This window comes from Azospirillum himalayense, from assembly GCF_042657465.1.
In the GTDB taxonomy this organism is placed as follows: domain Bacteria; phylum Pseudomonadota; class Alphaproteobacteria; order Azospirillales; family Azospirillaceae; genus Azospirillum; species Azospirillum himalayense.
In genome coordinates this window covers 46,644-62,904 of record NZ_JBHSLC010000007.1, presented here as the reverse complement: position 1 = coordinate 62,904, position 16,261 = coordinate 46,644, and the positions used below count along the sequence as shown (strand labels likewise).

The following is a 16,261-nucleotide window of genomic DNA, read 5'->3' as shown; positions in this document are numbered from 1 at the left end:
TCACCGGTTGGCGGAAGACAAGTCGTTTGTCGGTGCCCGACCGGCTGGCTAGGGTGCCTGCCGCTTTCCGTCCTCCCCTGGTCCGTCATGTCGCACATCACCCGCCGGCTGGTCTGGTTCCTTGGCGTCTCGCAGCTGCTGTGCTGGGGGATTTCCTATTACCTGATCGCCATCTTCGGGAACCCCATGGCCGCCGACCTGGGCCTGAGCCTGCCGGTGGCCTTCGGCGGCTTCACGGCGGCTCTGCTGGTCATGGGGGTGGTGTCGGGCAGCGTCGGGCGGGCCATCGACCGCTGGGGCGGGCGACCGGTGATGGTCATCGGCTCGCTGCTGACGGCGGCGGGGTGCCTGGGGCTGGCCTCCTCGACGGGGTTGGTGAGCTATTACGCCTCCTGGCTGGTGCTGGGTCTGGCGATGCGGGCGAGCCTCTACGAGGCGGCCTTCGCCGCCCTGGCCCGGCTGGGCGGCCCGCTGGCGCGGGTGCCGATCTCGCAGATCACGCTGCTGGGCGGGCTGGCCTCGACGGTGCTGTGGCCGGTGGGGCAGGCGATGGCCGACGCCTGGGGCTGGCGCGGCGCGCTGGTCGCCTACGCCGTCATCGCGCTTCTGACGATCCCGTTGCACGCCGCCATCCCGTCCGACCGCTATGAGCGCCCGGCGCCGCCCGCGGGGACGGAGCCCGCCGGACCCGCGGACCCGCGGCGGCGGGCCTGGGTGGCGCCGCTGTTCTACATGGTGATGACCACGGCGGTCGGCGTGCTGACCTCGGCGATGTCGGCGCACATGATCGGCATCCTGGTCGGGCTGGGGGCGGCGCCCGCGGCGGCGGTGTGGATATCCACGGTGCGCGGCGTCGGACAGTCCTCGGCCCGGCTGTGCGAGGTGGTGTCCGGCGGCCGCCTGCATCCCGCCTCCCTGGCGCTGATCGCCTGCGGGCTGCCGCTGCCCGGCTTTCTGATCGGCTTGTGGAGCGGCGAGGCGCTGGCCGCCGGCGTCGCCTTCTCGCTGCTGTTCGGGGCGGGGGCCGGGCTGGCGACCATCGTGCGCGGCACGCTGCCGCTGGTGCTGTTCGACCCGCAGAGCTACGGCCGGACGGTCGGGCGGCTGCTGGTGCCGAGCTTCTACGCCGCCGCTCTGGCGCCGATGGGCTACGCGGTCATCATCGAGCGGGCGGGGGAGACGGCGGCGCTTCTGCTCTCCGCCGTCCTGGCGCTGGTGGCGGTGGGGGCGGCGGGGGTGCTGTGGGCGGCCGCCCGCCGCTGAGGGATCAGTCTCCGCCGTTCAGGCGCTTGCTCCAATCCTCGACGCCCTGGGTCAGCCGGCGCTCGGCCAGCGTCCGCCACGTCTGGGCCAACACCGGCAGGGCGGCCATCTCGGCCAGCGCGTCACGATTCTGCGTGTCCACATAGAGGACGTGCAGCAGCCGGGCCAGCGTCCATTGCGGGTAGGGGCGCTCGACCAGGGTCAGCCGGTCGCCGGGGCCGATCGCGCCGGGTTCCGGCACGCGATAGTACCAGCCGGTGCGCCCGGTGGTCTGGACGCGCTTGGCCATGTCCGGCACGGCGAAGCGGTGGTTGAGCTTCCAGCAGGGCTGGCGGGCCTGGGCGACCTCCAGCAGGGCGGTGCCGGCGCGGAAGCGGTCGCCGACGCAGACATCGGCCTCGGTCAGGCCCAGCGTCGCGATGTTCTCGCCGAAGGCGCCGGGCTGGCCGAGCAGCGGCGCGTCCCCGCCCAGCTCGTCCCGCCACGCCGGGTGGTGGTCCAGCGGGTAATGGTGGATGGCCTTGTCCGGCCCGCCATGGACGCGGCGGTCGGCCTGCTCGTCTTCCAGGAAACCTTCGGGGCCGACCGCGCGCGGGCCGTCCACCGGGGACTTGGCGATGGCGCTGGTCCGCCCCGGAGGGCCGAAGGGGGCGGCCTTGCCGACGAGGACGGCGGTGATGGTGGTCTCGGTCACGGTGTCGTCTTTCCTTTGGGCGTCTTCTTGATCTTGACCGGTTTGAGGGCCCTTGCCTGCTCCTGCAGGGCCACGTAATGGTGCCAGACGAGTTGCGCGGCGAGGCTGCGGTGCGGGCGCCAGGGCTCGGCGACGGCGAGGAGCTGCGCCTGGGTCGGCTTCTCCGCCCAGCCCTTCAGCCGCTGCACGCCGAGCTGGATGGCGAGGTCCCCCACCGGCCAGATGTCCGGCCGGCCGAGCGCCATCATCAGGTAGATCTCGGCGGTCCAGCGCCCGATGCCCTTCAGCGCGATCAGGGCCGCGATGGCCTCCTCGTCGTCCATTTTGTGAATGGCGTCGAAGTCCAGCCGGCCGTCCGCGACGGTCTGGGCCAGCCCGCGGGCGTAGCCGATCTTCTGGCGCGACAGGCCGCAGGCCCGCAGATCCTCGTCGGGCAGGGCCAGGATGGCGTCGGGAGTCACCACCCCGACCATGGTCTGGAGCTTGGCCCACAACGCCGCGGCGACCGTGGTGGAGAGCTGCTGCTCGATGATCAGACAGAGCAGGCCGGAGAAGCCGTCCGGGCGGCGGAAGTCGCGCACCGTCGGGCCGCCGACGCGCAGGGACTCGGCGAAGATGGGATCGAGCGCGGAGAGATGATCGATGGACATGGCCGAACGAAAATGGGGGATGCGCAGCGGTTGCGCATCCCCCATTTTCCGACAGGCAGGATTGAGCGAGGACGGCCTCAGGCCATCAACTCTCAGGCCACCAGCTCGATCGCGTAGTCTTCGATCACGGTGTTCGCCAGCAGCTTGGTGCACATGGCCTCGACCTCCTTGCGGGCGGCGGCCTCGTCGGTGCTCTTGAGCTGAAGCTCGATGACCTTGCCGGCGCGGACGTCCTCGACGCCGTCGAAGCCCAGCGTGTGCAGCGCGTGCGCGATGGCCTTGCCCTGGGGGTCGAGAACGCCGCGCTTGAGGGTGACGTGAACCTTCGCCTTCATCGGATGTCCGCTCGCTTGATGGTGCTGATGGGTAAGGGGAAAACTGATTACTGAACGGTCTTGGGGCCCTTGACGTCCACCGGGCCGCCTTCGGGCAGGATGCCGAGGCGCCGGGCGACCTCCTGGTAGGCCTCCTCGACCTGACCGAGGTCCTGGCGGAAGCGGTCCTTGTCCAGCTTCTCGTTGGTCTTGATGTCCCACAGGCGGCAGTTGTCGGGGCTGATCTCGTCGGCCAGGACGATGCGCATCTCCTCGTTCTCCCACAGACGGCCGAACTCCAGCTTGAAGTCCACCAGCCGCAGGCCGATGCCGAGGAAGAGACCCGACAGGTAGTCGTTCACGCGGAGCGACAGCGCCACCATGTCGTCGAGGTCCTGCGGAGCCGCCCAGCCGAAGGCCGTGATGTGCTCCTCGGTGACCATGGGATTGTTCAGCTCGTCGGACTTGTAATAATACTCGATGATCGAGCGCGGCAGCGGGGTCCCCTCGGGGATGCCGAAGCGCTTGGACAGCGAGCCGGCGGCGGTGTTGCGCACGACCAGCTCGATGGGGATGATCTCGACCTCGCGAACCAGCTGCTCGCGCATGTTCAGGCGGCGCACGAAGTGCGTCGGCACGCCGATTTCCGACAAACGGCTCATCAGGTATTCGGAGATGCGGTTGTTCAGCACCCCCTTGCCGGTGATGATGCCCTTCTTCTGGTTGTTGAAGGCGGTCGCGTCGTCCTTGAAGTACTGCACCAGCGTGCCCGGCTCCGGACCTTCGAACAGGACCTTCGCCTTGCCTTCGTAGATGCGCCGACGTCGTGTCATGAGAGATCGTCCAAAAACGTGTAGCCTGGACCGGCGGGTGACCGGTCCAGGGGATATGCACGAGTGATATAGCAAGCTGGCCCAGGGAACACAATGCGCGGGGGCTGCTGCGGCCTCACCCCAGGGAGACGGGCCCCAACGAGACGGGCTGCCACGGCGCCTCGTGAGGCCGGCCGGCGGCGAAGTGCCAGACCGGGTCGAGGTCCGGGCGCTCCACCGTGGGCAGGGCGATCAGCGCGCTCGACACCGTGCCGAATCCGCTGGGCAGCAGGAAGTTCATCGCCCCGCGCTCGCCCCGCCCGCCGTCGTCCCAGATGCGGCTCGCCAGCAGTTCCGGCCAGCCGCCCCACCGGTCGCCGGCTTCGCCGCGCTCCGGGTCGGGCGGTGCGGCGTGCCGGAAGAGGGGGAGATACTGGGCCTGCCGCGGGTCCTCCGTCACGTCGTCCAGATCGCTGGCGGTGACCATGTGCACGCCTGCGGGGATCTCGATCATCTCCGGGCGGTTGCGCGGGGAGGGGCCGCGGTGGACCAGCAGCCGGGCGTCGCGGTTGTCGGCGATCAACAGGTTGAAGGGGCGGTAGGCCCGCGTGTCGAGCTGCGCCATGGCCAGCGCCGCCTCCGCCGCGTCGGCGAAATCCAGCGCGTCGAGCACCAGCTCCCCGCGCGACCGCTTGCCGGCCTCCGGCCCCAGCGTGCCCATGCGGTTCAGCACGGCGGCGACGACGCCCTCGTCGTTCATGCCCAGCCAGGAGCCGCCGGCCAGCTCGTCCAGCCCGGCGACGACGTTGGGGCGGTCGGGCCAGTGGCGCGCCGGCGCCTTCCAGGGGCGTCCGGCCATCTCGTCGCGGTTGGCGCCCAGGATCAGGGGCCATGTTGCGTCCGGTCGTCGCAGGAGGATCACACTGCACATGGGGAATCTTGCCTTCCGCTTCCCTCTTGGGTATGTCGCCGCACGCCGGATTCGCCGATTGGCCGGTGGGTGGGGGCGATGACGACGCCCGTTCCACCGGCTATATAGTCTTGTATCTGGGAGCGCAAAACCAATCCAAGGAGCCGGGTCCCATGACGACCTTCGACGAGCGCGAGAGGGCCTTCGAGAACAAGTTCCAGCACGACCAGGACCTGCTCTTCAGGATTCGCGCGCGCCGCGACCGGCTGGCGGGTCTCTGGGCGGCGGGCCTGCTGGGCCTGACCGGGGGCGAGGCCGACGCCTATGTCCGCCAGATCATCGACGCCGACATCGCGGCCACCGGTCCGCACGACGTGCGTGACCGTCTGGCCGCCGACCTGCACGCCAGGGGCGTCGACATCTCCGACCACCGCGTGGAGAAGGAGCTGGCTCGTCTGCTGGACGTCGCGCGCGTGCAGGTGCACGCGGAGTAAGGGTCTCGCCCCCACCCTGACCCTCCCCCGCTTCGCAGGGGAGGGGATTGAGCTCCCTCCCCTGCGTTGGCGGGTGAGGGAAGCGGGAAGGGTGGGGGCCCCGAGGATCATCGGCCCCCCCGAACCCTCACTCCCCGAACACGCGCTTGAACACCATGTCGACGTTCTTCGTGTGGTAGGTCATGTCGAACATCGGGGCCAGCGTCTCGCGGGAGATATGCTTCGCCACGTCGGCGTCCGACGACAGCAGGTCGAGGAAGTTGCCGCCCTTCTCCCACACCTGCATGGCGTTGCGCTGCACCGCCTTGTAGCTGTCCTCGCGGCTCATCCCGGCCTGGGTCAGGGCCAGCAGGACGCGCTGCGAGAAGACCAGCCCGCCCAGATCGTCCAGGTTCTTCTGCATGCGCTCCGGATAGACCACCAGCTTGTCCATCATGCCGGTCAGGCGGGCCAGCGCGAAGTCCAGAGTCACCGTGGCGTCGGGGCCGAACATGCGCTCGACCGAGCTGTGGGAGATGTCGCGCTCGTGCCACAGGGCGACGTTCTCCAGCGCCGGGACGACGGCGGCGCGGACGATGCGCGCCAGACCGGTCAGGTTCTCCGACAGCACCGGGTTGCGCTTGTGCGGCATCGCCGAGGAGCCCTTCTGCCCCGGATGGAAATACTCCTCCGCCTCGCGCACCTCGGTGCGCTGGAGGTGGCGGATCTCCACGGCCAGATTCTCGATCGACGAGGCGATGACGCCCAGAACCGAGAAGTAGAAGGCGTGGCGGTCGCGCGGAATGACCTGTGTGGACACCGGCTCCGGCGTCAGCCCCATCTTGGCGGCGACGTGCTGCTCCACCCGCGGGTCGATGTTGGCGAAGGTGCCGACCGCGCCCGAGATGGCGCAGGTGGCGATGTCGGCGCGCGCCTGGACCAGACGCTCCCGCCCGCGGGCGAAGGCGGCGTAATGGCCGGCCAGCTTCAGCCCGAAGGTCGTCGGCTCGGCGTGGATGCCGTGGCTGCGCCCGATGGTGACGGTGTCCTTGTGCTCGTAGGCGCGGCGCTTCAGCACGGCCAGCAGCTTGTCCATGTCGTCGAGCAGCAGGTCGGCGGCCTGGGTCATCTGCACGGCGAGGCAGGTGTCCAGCACGTCCGACGAGGTCATGCCCTGGTGGACGAAGCGCGCCTCCGGCCCGACATGCTCGGCGAGGTTGGTCAGGAAGGCGATGACGTCGTGGCGGGTCTCCCGCTCGATCTCGTCGATGCGGTCGATCTCCCACTTGCCGCGCTCCCACACGGCGGCGGCGGCCTCCTTCGGGATGACCCCCAGCTCCGCCTGCGCGTCGCAGGCGTGCGCCTCGATCTCGAACCAGATGCGGAACCGGTTTTCCGGCTCCCAGATGCGGGCCATTTCGGGGCGGGTGTAGCGGGGGATCATCGGACTCTCCGGGGGTGGCGGACCTGAACGCTTCGGGGGCGGGCGGGGGCGCATCGGGACTTTGCAGCGGCGGAAACCGCCCCCTGGTGCTCGCGCGCGGGACCATAACCGCGCCGGACGGCGCTGCAAAGCCCCTTCGCAGCTCCGTCGGGCGCGGGATGCGCGTCATAAGGTTTCCGAGGACAGTCTTGTCCTCTCGGAAAAATCGCAAAGACTGGCAATTCGTCGCGCCGGCTTCTTCAGCTTGATCTTGCCGAGCCCCTGCCACGCGCACTAATGATTTACACTGTGCGCCGCGGACGAGGTAATCCGGGCGCGGTTCCAGGAGGGCTTTCGTTGTCCGATCCGATCGCCGAGTTGATGCGCGAGCCGTCCCGGACTTCGGACGAGAGGCGCCTTTACCGTCTCCAGTTCCTGGCTTCCCTGTTCCTGGTCGCGGCGGTGGTGCTGGGCTTGGGCGCGTATTTCATCTGGCAGCACCGGATGGATTTCGAAGCCGACCTGAAGCAGACCGAGGCCCGCTACCGGGAGGAGCAGCGCCGGACCCTGCAGGAGGAACTGGAGAACGCGCGCTCCTACCTCGCCTACATGCGGTCGCGCACCGAACCGCTGCTGCGCGCCGAGCTGCGCGCCAAGGTGGACGAGGCCTACGGCATCGCCTGGACCATCTACGAGCGCGAGAAGGAGTATCTGCCGGAGGTGTCGATCCGGCAGTCGATCAAGGAAACCCTGCGGCCCCTGCGCTTCTTCGGCGGGCGCGGCTACTACTTCATCGACGACATGCAGGGCACCTGCGTGCTGCTGCCCACCGACCCGCAGCGGGAAGGCAGCTCGCTGCTCGACAACCGGGACGACCAGGGGCGCCCGATCATGCGCAACCTGATCCGTGCCGCGGACGATCCGGAGATGCAGGGCTTCACCCGCTACCGCTGGTACGCGCCGGGCAACCCGCACAGCATGTCCGACAAGTTCGCCTATGTCCGCCGGTTCGAACCGTTCAACTGGCTGATCGGCACCGGCGACTATGTCGGGGCGGTGGAGGAGAAGCTCCAGCACGAGACTCTGGAACGGCTGCGCGCCCGGCGCTTCGGGGATTCAGGCTTCATCGCCGTTCTGCGGGAGGATGGCGGGGTGCTGCTCTCCCCGACCTCCCCGGCGGCGGAGGGGATGAACGCGCGCGACCTGCCCTGGGAAACCGAGCGGGCTCTGGTCACCCGCCTGCTTGAGGCCGGGCTGTCGGGCGGTGGGGAGCTGCGATTCGACTGGGTGCATCCGGTCACCGGGCGTCCGGCGCCGAAACTGTCCTACGCCACGGCGCCGGACGTCTGGGGGTGGGTGCTGGTCGCCGGTTTCTATACGGACGACATCGACGCCGTGCTGGCGCAGCGGCGGGTCGAGATCAGCGCCGGCATGAAGAAGCGCATCCTGACCACGGTGGCGGTGCTGGCGCTGGCGCTGGGCGCGTCGGCCGGGGTGTCCTGGCTGGTCACCGGCTGGGTCCGCCGCATCGTCCGTGGCTACCAGTCCAACATGCGGGAGAGCGACAGCATGCTGCGCGAGCGGGCGCGGCAGCTCTACCTCGCCAACTTCTTCGTCGACCATGTGTCCGAGATCGTCGTGCTGGCGGACTCGGAACTGCGCATCGCCTACGTCAACCCCTTCGGCTGCGCCGCGCTGGGCGCCCCGCTGGCCGGGCTGGCCGGCACCCACGCCGACCTGCTGGAACGCTTCCGCGACGCGGCGACCGAGGCATCGGCCCATTACGAGACGCTCTACCACACGCGCGACGGGCGGGTGCTGGAGCTGGAGGTGACGGCCAGCCGCGTCACTTACGAAGGCGACGCCTACTACTGCGCGATCGCCCGCGACATCACGGAGCGCAAGCGCGCGGAGTGGGAGCTGCGGCTGTCCGCCAAGGTGTTCGACAACGCCGCCGAGGGCATGGTCGTCACCAACGAGAGGAACCGCATCGTCGCGGTCAACGACGCCTTCTGCCGCATCACCGGCTACAGCCGCGAGGAGGTGATCGGCGGCGATCCGGCCATGCTCGCCTCGGGCCGTCAGGACGGTGCCTTCTACGCCGGGATGTGGGTGAAGCTGAAGGAGGAGGGCCACTGGTCCGGGGAGATCTGGAACAAGCGCAAGTCCGGCGAGGTCTATCCGGAGTGGCTGAGCATCCAGATGGTGCGCAACGAGGCGGGGGAGGCCGTCAACTACATCGCCGCCTTCTCCGACATCACCGAGAAGCGCGCCCAGGAGGAGCGCATCCGGCATCTGGCGCAGTATGATTTCCTGACCGACCTGCCCAACCGTTTCCTGCTGCGCGACCGGCTGGAACGCGCGATGCTCGCCGCCGACCGGCACGGCACCAAGGTGGGGCTGCTGTTCGTCGATCTGGACCGCTTCAAGACGATCAACGACAGCCTGGGGCACGGCGTCGGCGACCGGCTGCTGCGCGCGGTGGGGGCACGGCTGCTGGAGACGGTGCGGGCCAGCGACACCGTCAGCCGCCAGGGCGGCGACGAGTTCGTCATCCTCCTCAACGACCTGGACGGCCCCGACGCGGCCTGCTCGGTGGCCCGAAAGGTGTTGCGGGCGATGACCGAATCCTTCCCGGTGGACGGGCACGAGCTGCAGATCTCCCCGTCCATCGGCATCGCGCTGTACCCTGACGACGCGCAATCCATCGACGCGCTTCTGAAATGCGCGGACATGGCGATGTACGCCGCCAAGGAGGCAGGGCGCGCCAATCACCAGTTCTTCACGCCGGAGCTGAACAAGCGGGCGTCGGAGCGGATGTGGCTGGAGAGCAACCTGCGCCACGCCCTGGCCGACAACGAGCTGGAGCTGCATTTCCAGCCGCAGTTCGCGGTGGACGGCCGTCGTCTGGTGGGGGCGGAGGGCCTGCTGCGCTGGCGCCGCCGCGACGGCACGATGATCCCGCCCGGCCAGTTCATCCCGGTGGCCGAGGACACCGGCCTGATCCAGCCGATCGGCGACTGGGTGCTGGGCGAGGCCTGCCGCCGCGCCGCCGACCTGCTCGCCCGCGGCCATCCGCTGCTCATCGCCATCAATCTATCGGCGGTGCAGCTTCGCCGTCCCGGTCTGGCCGACCGCGTGGCCTTCTGGCTGGACGCCTACAAGGTGCCGGCCCGCTGCCTGGAGCTGGAGGTGACGGAAAGCGTCCTGATGGACGAGTCCGATATGGTGAGCGGCACCTTCGCCCGGCTGCGCGAGATGGGGGTGGCGCTGGCCATCGACGATTTCGGCACCGGCTACTCCAGCCTCAGCTATCTGAAGCGCTTCCGCGTCGACAAGTTGAAGATCGACCGCTCCTTCGTGACCGGGCTGACCGACGGGTCCGACGGCGGAGCCATCGCCGAGGCGATCATCGGCATGGCGCGCTCGCTGCGCATGCAGACCCTGGCCGAGGGGGTGGAGACGGAGGAGCAGTTCGGCGGGCTCGCCCGGCTGGGCTGCGACCAGATCCAGGGCTACCTGCTGGGCCGCCCCATGCCCTACGACGATTTCGTGGCCTTCATCGCCCGTCACGCCGCCACTCCGGAGGCGGTCGGCTGACGGGCGATGCCTGAGAGGGCTCTTACGCGCCCAGCACGCTGCGGTCGTTCTTGGCGACCAGCGCCTGGAAATAAGGGCCGAGCTTGGCGTCGTCGAGGCCGAAGGCCTGCTGGAAGCGCGCGATCAGGTCACGCTCGCCCTGTTCGGCCTGGCCGTCGGCCATGGCGCTGTCGATCATGTTCAGCAGGATGCACAGGCGCTGCTGCTCGCTCAGATTCGGCGTGGCGGCGGCCAGGAAGGCGTCGGGCGGGGTGCTGCGCGCGTATTTGAAGCAGCGGTCCAGCTCCTCCCGCGTGGCGCTGCGGCCCATCACGGACAGCAGATGGCCGACCTCCTCCGGGTCCAGCTCCCCGTCCGATCCCATGCAGTAGATCAGCGAGACGACCAGCGTCCGGCGGGGGGTGAGATCCAGCGGCGCCGATCCCTTGAACATGTCGAAAAGGCCCATGGTGTTACCTCTGTGGTCACGAACGCCGCACATATGGGGGCGCCGGCCCGGGCGACAAGATGGGCCTGCAGGACAGGGTTGCGGCTACAGCAACCCTTGGGCTTTGAAGCTGACATGCTTGCCCTTGCCGACGATGACGTGATCGTGGACGGCGATGCCGAGGCTGTGGGCGGCGCGCAGGATCTCCTTGGTCATCTCCACGTCGGCCCGGCTGGGGGTAGGGTCGCCGGACGGGTGGTTGTGCACCAGGATGATGGCGCTGGCCGACAGCTCCAGCGCGCGCCGCACCACCTCGCGCGGGTAGACCGGGGTGTGGTCGACCGTGCCGGTCTGCTGCACCTCGTCGGCGATCAGCTTGTTCTTGCGGTCGAGGAAGAGCAGGCGGAACTGCTCCATCGGCTGGTGCGCCATGGCGGCGGTGCAGTAGTCGAGCAGCGACTGCCAGTTGGCCAGCACGGGCCGGTCCATCACCCGCTGCCGCATTCCGCGCAGCGCCGCCGCCCCGACCGCCCGCAGCGTCGCGACGGCCTTGTCGGAGGCCAGCGAGACCTCCCCCACGCAATAGCCGCGCAGGCGGGGCGGCGGGGCGTTGACGACGCTCCAGAGGTCGCCGAAATCGCGGATCAGCGCCTTGGCCAACGGCTTCACGTCGCGGCGCGGGTTCACCGCGAAGAGGATCATCTCCAGCAGCTCGTAATCCTGCAGCGCGTCCGGCCCGCCGTCGAGAAAGCGGCTGTAGAGACGCTGGCGATGGCCCTTGTGGTGGGCCTCGTGATGGGCCTCCTCCACGGAGACGTCAGGGGGCGGCTCCAGCCCGGGAAGCCCTTCAGCCTCCTCCGCATCCCCCGACCGCTTCGCGTTCTTCCGTTCCGCCATCCCGACGCCACCATACGAATGTGTGCGTCGGGACTATACCTCTTCCGCGCGAAAATCACAGCCGCGGGAATATCATACGGCGGCGGTCGCTTCCTCGGCCGGGACGGCGTAGGGGGGCTTGTGGAAGCCGGCGGGGGACAGGGTGAAGATCTCGCAGCCGTCCTTGGTCACGCCGATCGAATGCTCGAACTGGGCGGACAGCGACTTGTCCTTGGTCACCGCGGTCCAGCCGTCGCCGAGGATCTTCACGTCGTAGCGGCCGGCGTTGATCATCGGCTCGATGGTGAAGATCATGCCTTCGCGCAGGACGGCGCCGGTGCCGGGGTTGCCGAAATGCAGGACCGACGGCGGCTCGTGGAAGACACGGCCCAGCCCGTGGCCGCAGAAGTCGCGGACGACCGAATAGCGATGGCCTTCCGCGAAGGTCTGGATGGCGTGGCCGATGTCGCCCAGCGTGGCGCCCGGCTTCACCTGCGCGATGCCGACCATCAGCGCGTCGTAGGTGACGTCCACCAGCTTCTTCGCCTTCACGCCGACGTCGCCGCACAGATACATGCGGCTGCTGTCGCCGTACCAGCCGTCCAGGATCGGGGTGACGTCGATGTTCAGGATGTCGCCGTTCTGCAGCCGCTTGTCGCCGGGGATGCCGTGGCAGACCACATGGTTGACGGAGATGCAGTTGGCCTTCGGGAAGCCGCGGTAGCCGAGCGGGGCCGGGACGCCGCCATGGTCGCGGATGTGCTGTTCCAGCAGCCGGTCCAGCTCGCCGGTGGTGACGCCCGGCTGGACGTAGGGCGTGATGAAATCGAGCGTGGCCGCGGCCAGCCGTCCGGCCTTGCGCATGCCCTCGAAATCCTCCGGCCCATGAATCCGGATGCGATGGGAATCGAGGTCGTCGTGGTCCAAGAGAATCGTCCCCTACAGATCAGGTCCCAGGAAAACGCGCCGGCAGGCCCGGCGGTGAACACGTATCGCGGTCAATCCGTACGGATCGGCCCATGCAGGATCGGTAAAGGCCGTTCCAGTTCGATCACCTGCGGGGTGATCCTACAGGACCAGCACACGGCTTCCACCCCCGATTCGAGCGCGAGGCGCAATCCGGCGGCATAGGCGGGGTCGATGTCGGCGGCGACTCGGAAGTAGGCGCAGTCGGCACGCTGCACAAGATAGACCATGACCGCCCGCGCGCCCTGGCGGACCATCCCGGCCATCTCCACCAGATGCTTGGCGCCGCGGGCGGTCACGCAGTCCGGGAACTCCGCGGCCCGCCCGTCCCCCTGCGTAGGGCGGCGCAGATGCACGTTCTTGACCTCGACATAGGCCGGCGGCCGGGCCTCGTCCTCCAGCAGGATGTCGATGCGGGAATTGCGCCCGTACTTCACCTCGCGGCGCAGCCGGGCGTAGCCGGCCAGCTCCGGAATGGTGCCGGCGGCGATGGCGGCGGCGACCAGCCCGTTGGGATGCGACGTGTTGACGCCGACGAGGCAGGGGGCGTCCGGATCGTCCAGCGCCTCGACCAGTTCCAGCGTGTGGGCGAGCTTGCGCTTGGGGTTGTCCGACCGCGACAGCCAGACGACGGAGCCGGGGGCGTCCACCCCGATCATGCTGCCCGAGTTCGGCACATGGGCGGTGACCAAGGCACCGTCGAGGTCCACGTCGGCGAGGAACCGCTTGTAGCGGCGGACGAGGCGGCCTTGCAGGAGGGGGGTGGGGAAGCGCATCTTGGGCCCTAGGTTAAAGCGCGCCCCCGCCGTCCGGCAAGCCCGCCGGTCCCGCCATCACCGCATCAACCGAGAACGGAGCCGACTCCGCATGTCCTCGCCCGCCTCCTCCGCCACGCCGAACCCGACCGCCGCCGTCCTCGTCATCGGCAACGAGATCCTGTCGGGCCGCACCAAGGACGCCAACCTGCCGCACATCGCGGAGAAGCTGGCCGGCATCGGCGTCCGCCTGCGCGAGGCCCGCGTCGTCCCGGACGTGGAGGAGGAGATCGTCGCGGCGCTGGACGCCCTGCGCGGCCGCTACGGCTACGTCTTCACCACGGGCGGCATCGGGCCGACCCACGACGACATCACCTCGGCCTGCGTCGCCAAGGCCTTCGGGGTGCCGCTGGAGCGCAACGCCGAGGCGGTGGCCCGGCTGGAGCGCCATTACGGCGACCCGTCGAAGCTGAACGAGGCACGGCTGCGCATGGCCAACATCCCGGCGGGGGCGTCGCTGATCGACAACCCGATCAGCGCCGCGCCGGGCTTCCGCATCGGCAACGTCTTCGTCATGGCGGGGGTGCCCAACATCATGCAGGCGATGCTCGACGGCGTCCTGCCGCAGCTGGAGGGCGGGCCGGACCTGCACGCCCGCACGGTGGCCTGCGAACTGGCCGAGGGCCAGATCGCCGCCGACCTCGGCGCCCTGCAGGATCGCTATCAGGATTTGGAAATCGGCAGCTATCCCTATTTCCGCAACGGCTTCTTCGGCGTCAGCCTCGTGCTGCGCGGCACCGACGAGACCCGCTTGGTGGCGGCCACGGAGGAACTGGCGGGCATCGTCCTGCGCTTGGGCGGTACGCCGAACGTCACGGTGGGGACCAAAGGCTAGGGAGGTCCCTACGACGCCAAGCCATCCTTGGTCATATTGTCGCCGGCCTGGGTAATTCTATGTTGAGGGATGTGAAGTGTCGTTCATGAAAAGTCGTGCCATGAAACCCTTCGAAAAAGCGGCCATCCTGTTCTTGCTGAAGCATCTGGCATCCGGCGTGGCCGGGGCTGTTGTTCTGGCGACGGGGCTTTTGGTTCTTGACGTCGCCAATCTGGCGACTCTGATGGGAAACAGCGATCATGGCATTATTGCCGCGATCATGCTGTATGCCAGCCTCATCCTCACCTTCGGCAGCGTGGCGATGGGCATCGGCATCATGACCCTGAACGAGGACACGCGGCCCTGACCGACGCCGGACACCCGTTTGGATGAAGCCCGGCCGGGCCTGGGCCGTTCAGAACGGCCCGAAGCTGTCGTACGCCCAGACCAGCGCCACGATGGCGGCGACCCAGACCGCCGCGTAGGGCAGCCAGGTGTTGCGGTTGCGCCGCAAGGCCGCCGGGACGACCAGGGCAGCGACCATCAGCACGCTTACGACGCCCAGCCAGTTGATCGAATCCAAACTCACCTCCCTTGAACGCCAGGGTTGCGGGGATTTTTGCGTGTTCGGGAACCGAAACGCGCTCAATCCTTGACCAAACGCCCGCCGATTGTCTAAGTCAATCCAGCGGAACGGTGGGCTGCATACAATGATATGCAACTCCGGCGGGCGGGGGCAACCCGTTCTCCAGGCCGGTCCGCGACGGTGCGCGGGCGTGGCGGAATCGGTAGACGCAAAGGACTTAAAATCCTTCGCCAACGGCATGCGGGTTCGAGTCCCGCCGCCCGCACCACAAATCCAACAACGACGATGTTGAAAGTCTCACGCTCATGAGCGTTGGCTGCACTGGTGGTGGGCCGACGCCCGGCCTGTGCCGGGCTCCCGCGTGTCTTTCTTCCCTCCATAACTATTTGCAGAAGCGGCGCCCAAAGCTTCCAGATTTTCAAGAAAAGATGTTTCGTGTGCTCGGCTTGGTGAAATGGAATTGTCAAATTTGGCCGGATTGTTCTGGTGTCGTTGAGCTAATTTTCCAGTCGACCCAGAATCGTTTTTGATATTCACTCGCAATTGCGATGAGTGATCTGGTGAAGGAATGAGAATTTGTTTCGTTGACTGCCGTTCAGCCGGTTGCCAAGGCTCCACAAATGGGGCATGGTCATTCCAGAAACGTCGCGATTCAACAGACAAACCGCATGGAGGCAGGACGTGAAGGGCGATCCGCAGGTCATCACCCATTTGAACAAGATCCTGACCAACGAGCTGACGGCGATCAACCAGTACTTCCTGCATGCCCGCATGTTGAAGAACTGGGGCCTGAAGCGCATTGCGCACAAGATCTACGTAGAATCCATTGACGAGATGAAGCACGCCGACAAGATGATCGAGCGCATCCTGTTCCTGGAAGGCCTTCCCAACCTTCAGGATCTGGGCAAGCTGATGATCGGTGAAGACGTTCCGGAAATGCTCGGCAACGATCTGAAGGTGGAGCACAAGGCCCGCACCGACCTGATCGATGCCATCACCCTGTGCGAGCAGGTCCGCGACTACGAGACCCGCGCGCAGCTCACCGAACTGCTCGACGACACCGAAGAGCACATCGACTGGATCGAGACGCAGCTCGACCTGATCCAGCGCGTGGGCATCGTCGCCTACCAGCAGGAGCAGATCTACGGCGAGAGCTAAGCCGCTCGGAGTCCTTCAGGGCCGATCGGAGGGGCGCGGCTGGAAGCTGCGCCTCCCGACACCTCCCTCTTTTGCGCGGGGCGGCGGGGTGGGATCGGCAACGCCTTGTTAACCATGTTCTTGTAGCTTGCCGGTTTCCGCTTCTGTTTGTACGGGAACCGCCATCATGCTCCCCATCACGTCCTTGCAGGTTGACGACCTGACGCCGGAGGAGACCGCCGCCGTCGCGCACGCCTATCTGGCGGCGCTGGATGAGAGCGACCTGGATCAGGGCGATCATGAAAGCGCCTTCGACCGGGCGCTGGAGACGCTGCGCGGGTACCGTCCCGGCCTGCCGCTGAACGTCGCGGCGGCGGAGCTGGAATTGCTGCTGGCCTCCCTGCCGGCTGCCGCTTCCACCGCGCAGGAGCCCGCCCTGGCGTAAGGCGCGCCCGGCCGTCTTCGGTTCGGTTCATGAAAAAGGCCCGCTCCGGCTTACCG

At 68.0% G+C, this 16,261-nt stretch carries 18 protein-coding genes and 1 tRNA gene; 8 read left to right on the top strand and 11 right to left on the bottom strand.

Going from position 1 to position 16,261, the window contains the following annotated elements; translation table 11 throughout:
* Nucleotides 1–87: 87 nt before the first annotated feature.
* Complete coding sequence (locus ACFPMG_RS05230; RefSeq protein ID WP_376994143.1) at nucleotides 88–1,263, top strand: MFS transporter; 1,176 nt, start codon at nucleotides 88–90, stop codon at nucleotides 1,261–1,263.
* A gap of 4 nt (nucleotides 1,264–1,267) precedes the next feature.
* Here ACFPMG_RS05230 and ACFPMG_RS05225 read toward each other — a convergent pair whose 3' ends face one another.
* From ACFPMG_RS05225 to ACFPMG_RS05205, 5 genes are all read right to left on the bottom strand, one after another.
* A complete protein-coding gene (locus ACFPMG_RS05225; protein WP_376994142.1) occupies nucleotides 1,268–1,957 on the bottom strand; it encodes an MOSC domain-containing protein in 690 nt (229 codons plus the stop codon).
* Entirely contained in the window at nucleotides 1,954–2,607 is a 654-nt protein-coding gene (locus ACFPMG_RS05220) for a DNA-3-methyladenine glycosylase family protein (RefSeq protein ID WP_376994141.1), read from the bottom strand. Before ACFPMG_RS05220 ends, ACFPMG_RS05225 begins: the two co-directional genes overlap by 4 nt.
* A gap of 92 nt (nucleotides 2,608–2,699) precedes the next feature.
* On the bottom strand, nucleotides 2,700–2,942 hold the full coding sequence (purS, locus tag ACFPMG_RS05215) for a phosphoribosylformylglycinamidine synthase subunit PurS (protein WP_038529315.1): 243 nt from the start codon (nucleotides 2,940–2,942) through the stop codon (nucleotides 2,700–2,702).
* A gap of 47 nt (nucleotides 2,943–2,989) precedes the next feature.
* Entirely contained in the window at nucleotides 2,990–3,754 is a 765-nt protein-coding gene (purC, locus tag ACFPMG_RS05210) for a phosphoribosylaminoimidazolesuccinocarboxamide synthase (protein WP_014239519.1), read from the bottom strand.
* 115 nt (nucleotides 3,755–3,869) lie between these two features.
* A complete protein-coding gene (locus tag ACFPMG_RS05205; RefSeq protein ID WP_376994140.1) occupies nucleotides 3,870–4,664 on the bottom strand; it encodes an NRDE family protein in 795 nt (264 codons plus the stop codon).
* Between the two features lie 152 nt (nucleotides 4,665–4,816).
* On the opposite strand from ACFPMG_RS05205, the gene ACFPMG_RS05200 reads away from it, so the two are divergent.
* Nucleotides 4,817–5,137 carry a DUF1476 domain-containing protein gene (locus tag ACFPMG_RS05200; RefSeq protein ID WP_035671608.1) on the top strand — a complete coding sequence of 107 codons (321 nt, stop codon included), beginning with the start codon at nucleotides 4,817–4,819 and terminating at the stop codon, nucleotides 5,135–5,137.
* 127 nt (nucleotides 5,138–5,264) lie between these two features.
* On the opposite strand, the gene purB is transcribed toward ACFPMG_RS05200, so the two are convergent.
* On the bottom strand, nucleotides 5,265–6,560 hold the full coding sequence (gene purB, locus ACFPMG_RS05195; RefSeq protein ID WP_035671612.1) for an adenylosuccinate lyase: 1,296 nt from the start codon (nucleotides 6,558–6,560) through the stop codon (nucleotides 5,265–5,267).
* 336 nt (nucleotides 6,561–6,896) lie between these two features.
* On the opposite strand from purB, the gene ACFPMG_RS05190 reads away from it, so the two are divergent.
* Nucleotides 6,897–10,139 (top strand): bifunctional diguanylate cyclase/phosphodiesterase, encoded by a 3,243-nt coding sequence (locus tag ACFPMG_RS05190; protein WP_376994139.1) that lies wholly within the window; start codon nucleotides 6,897–6,899, stop codon nucleotides 10,137–10,139.
* A 22-nt stretch (nucleotides 10,140–10,161) separates the two neighbouring features.
* Here ACFPMG_RS05190 and ACFPMG_RS05185 read toward each other — a convergent pair whose 3' ends face one another.
* From ACFPMG_RS05185 to sfsA, 4 genes are all read right to left on the bottom strand, one after another.
* The gene (locus tag ACFPMG_RS05185; RefSeq protein WP_376994138.1) at nucleotides 10,162–10,587 is read right to left on the bottom strand and encodes a tellurite resistance TerB family protein; all 426 of its coding nucleotides are present in this window, start codon (nucleotides 10,585–10,587) and stop codon (nucleotides 10,162–10,164) included.
* Between the two features lie 84 nt (nucleotides 10,588–10,671).
* Nucleotides 10,672–11,463: a RadC family protein gene (radC, locus tag ACFPMG_RS05180; protein ID WP_376994137.1), complete on the bottom strand. Its 792-nt coding sequence runs from the start codon at nucleotides 11,461–11,463 to the stop codon at nucleotides 10,672–10,674.
* Nucleotides 11,464–11,535: 72 nt separating this feature from the next.
* Complete coding sequence (gene map, locus ACFPMG_RS05175; protein ID WP_376994136.1) at nucleotides 11,536–12,369, bottom strand: type I methionyl aminopeptidase; 834 nt, start codon at nucleotides 12,367–12,369, stop codon at nucleotides 11,536–11,538.
* Between the two features lie 71 nt (nucleotides 12,370–12,440).
* On the bottom strand, nucleotides 12,441–13,184 hold the full coding sequence (sfsA, locus tag ACFPMG_RS05170; RefSeq protein ID WP_376994134.1) for a DNA/RNA nuclease SfsA: 744 nt from the start codon (nucleotides 13,182–13,184) through the stop codon (nucleotides 12,441–12,443).
* A 91-nt stretch (nucleotides 13,185–13,275) separates the two neighbouring features.
* On the opposite strand from sfsA, the gene ACFPMG_RS05165 reads away from it, so the two are divergent.
* Both ACFPMG_RS05165 and ACFPMG_RS05160 read left to right on the top strand, forming a co-directional pair.
* A complete protein-coding gene (locus tag ACFPMG_RS05165) occupies nucleotides 13,276–14,058 on the top strand; it encodes a competence/damage-inducible protein A (RefSeq protein WP_376994133.1) in 783 nt (260 codons plus the stop codon).
* Nucleotides 14,059–14,158: 100 nt separating this feature from the next.
* Nucleotides 14,159–14,404: a hypothetical protein gene (locus ACFPMG_RS05160; RefSeq protein WP_145625590.1), complete on the top strand. Its 246-nt coding sequence runs from the start codon at nucleotides 14,159–14,161 to the stop codon at nucleotides 14,402–14,404.
* Nucleotides 14,405–14,452: 48 nt separating this feature from the next.
* Here ACFPMG_RS05160 and ACFPMG_RS05155 read toward each other — a convergent pair whose 3' ends face one another.
* Nucleotides 14,453–14,620 (bottom strand): hypothetical protein, encoded by a 168-nt coding sequence (locus tag ACFPMG_RS05155; RefSeq protein WP_376994321.1) that lies wholly within the window; start codon nucleotides 14,618–14,620, stop codon nucleotides 14,453–14,455.
* A 187-nt stretch (nucleotides 14,621–14,807) separates the two neighbouring features.
* On the opposite strand from ACFPMG_RS05155, the gene ACFPMG_RS05150 reads away from it, so the two are divergent.
* The 3 genes from ACFPMG_RS05150 (at nucleotide 14,808) to ACFPMG_RS05140 (ending at nucleotide 16,205) form a co-directional block, all read left to right on the top strand.
* Nucleotides 14,808–14,891, top strand: a tRNA-Leu gene (locus ACFPMG_RS05150).
* Between the two features lie 413 nt (nucleotides 14,892–15,304).
* Complete coding sequence (gene bfr, locus ACFPMG_RS05145) at nucleotides 15,305–15,781, top strand: bacterioferritin (RefSeq protein WP_038529301.1); 477 nt, start codon at nucleotides 15,305–15,307, stop codon at nucleotides 15,779–15,781.
* 166 nt (nucleotides 15,782–15,947) lie between these two features.
* A complete protein-coding gene (locus ACFPMG_RS05140) occupies nucleotides 15,948–16,205 on the top strand; it encodes a hypothetical protein (RefSeq protein WP_376994132.1) in 258 nt (85 codons plus the stop codon).
* Nucleotides 16,206–16,261 lie beyond the last annotated feature (56 nt).

Coding starts and splice junctions, on each gene's coding strand:
- sfsA (WP_376994134.1), bottom strand. CDS start 13,184: ATGCGCTTCCCCACCCCCCTCCTGCAAGGCCGCCTCGTCCGCCGCTAC.
- purB (WP_035671612.1), bottom strand. CDS start 6,560: ATGATCCCCCGCTACACCCGCCCCGAAATGGCCCGCATCTGGGAGCCG.
- ACFPMG_RS05165 (WP_376994133.1), top strand. CDS start 13,276: ATGTCCTCGCCCGCCTCCTCCGCCACGCCGAACCCGACCGCCGCCGTC.
- purS (WP_038529315.1), bottom strand. CDS start 2,942: ATGAAGGCGAAGGTTCACGTCACCCTCAAGCGCGGCGTTCTCGACCCC.
- ACFPMG_RS05205 (WP_376994140.1), bottom strand. CDS start 4,664: ATGTGCAGTGTGATCCTCCTGCGACGACCGGACGCAACATGGCCCCTG.
- ACFPMG_RS05200 (WP_035671608.1), top strand. CDS start 4,817: ATGACGACCTTCGACGAGCGCGAGAGGGCCTTCGAGAACAAGTTCCAG.
- ACFPMG_RS05160 (WP_145625590.1), top strand. CDS start 14,159: ATGAAACCCTTCGAAAAAGCGGCCATCCTGTTCTTGCTGAAGCATCTG.
- radC (WP_376994137.1), bottom strand. CDS start 11,463: ATGGCGGAACGGAAGAACGCGAAGCGGTCGGGGGATGCGGAGGAGGCT.
- purC (WP_014239519.1), bottom strand. CDS start 3,754: ATGACACGACGTCGGCGCATCTACGAAGGCAAGGCGAAGGTCCTGTTC.
- ACFPMG_RS05220 (WP_376994141.1), bottom strand. CDS start 2,607: ATGTCCATCGATCATCTCTCCGCGCTCGATCCCATCTTCGCCGAGTCC.
- ACFPMG_RS05185 (WP_376994138.1), bottom strand. CDS start 10,587: ATGGGCCTTTTCGACATGTTCAAGGGATCGGCGCCGCTGGATCTCACC.
- ACFPMG_RS05140 (WP_376994132.1), top strand. CDS start 15,948: ATGCTCCCCATCACGTCCTTGCAGGTTGACGACCTGACGCCGGAGGAG.
- ACFPMG_RS05230 (WP_376994143.1), top strand. CDS start 88: ATGTCGCACATCACCCGCCGGCTGGTCTGGTTCCTTGGCGTCTCGCAG.